The organism is Endozoicomonas sp. ONNA2 (assembly GCF_024606365.1).
GTDB lineage: Bacteria > Pseudomonadota > Gammaproteobacteria > Pseudomonadales > Endozoicomonadaceae > Endozoicomonas.
In genome coordinates this window covers 1-1,084 of record NZ_JAHHPO010001022.1, presented here as the reverse complement: position 1 = coordinate 1,084, position 1,084 = coordinate 1, and the positions used below count along the sequence as shown (strand labels likewise).

Here is a 1,084-nt window from a genome sequence, read left to right as displayed (position 1 = left end):
ACTCAAGGGCAAGGGTGCCTGAGTTGGCCACTGGCAGTAGGCCTATTCACAAATCTTTTTCTGGGTATGCTCAAACCCATAATACAGAGCAGTGTCTATTCAGACCGGTACAACCCGGGCATCCACATCAACTAGTGACGACACCCCTGAATATTAAATCTCCCGAGCCTGTCGGGACTGAAACCCACAGAAAAATGCGGGTCACCCGGGCAGATCTGTCAGCACCACTGCCCAACCAGAGCGACAAAACAGAATCAGCTAACAGAGAGAGTTCGCGCCCACCGACAGCGGATGCAGATCCCTACCTGGGCGTTAAGGATGGAGATCTGACCGCTTCTCTTGTGCGGGACATAAAAGGGGGAGTTCCCAACAGAGCAAACTTTTTCCGGAATTCGGCAGTATTGCTTCATGATGTTGCCACAGGCCCATCCACTGCCCGTTCGCAGCCACCGATAGGGCAGGAAACAGGGATAATTCCACCGATTGAACGCTTCTGGCCAATCCGTTCTGGGGCGAATATTGCTGGCGCTGTTACCGCAGGCCTGAATCCGAAAGCCCCGGTGCAAGGCGGAGCGAGGTCTCTGAGAAGCGATATCAAGAAGCAACGGATGGATCCGTCAGCGCTGGCTTATTTACCCGGGCTTGTCCGGATCACTGAGGCGCAGATATCATCAATAATTCGCCATCTTGAAAAATATTTTCCCAACATGGATACCCATGCAAAGGACATGATAAGGCGAGGTATTGGTGCTATTCCACTGACAGCTGAGCAGATTGATGCCGCCTGCCATGGCGGTAGAGATTCACTTGAAGAAATTCTGCGAAAATGCCAACTGCTTGATTCAAAATTATCAGATAAGGCCAATACAGGGCGTCAGCTTGATGTCGAGTCTCCTGTTGGTCCTGCAGGTAGCTCCAGTAATTTTCATCACTTATCCGGTGGCCGGAAACATATTAAAGGTGGTTTTGTAGCAGGGCCCGGTCCAACCGGTGTTTTGCCTGGTGTCAGGGCTACAGCTGATCAAGCTGGCAGGGGTATCAATGATTCTCGTCAAGCCGTTGTAATGGAAGCAGGCATTCAAGC

Annotated in this window: 1 protein-coding gene; it reads left to right on the top strand. The window is 51.5% G+C overall.

The annotated features are described in order from the left end of the window. Window positions 1-134 precede the first annotated feature (134 nt). Window positions 135-1,084: hypothetical protein (locus KDK14_RS18195; RefSeq protein WP_257266616.1), on the top strand; the 950-nt coding region annotated here is incomplete at its 3' end.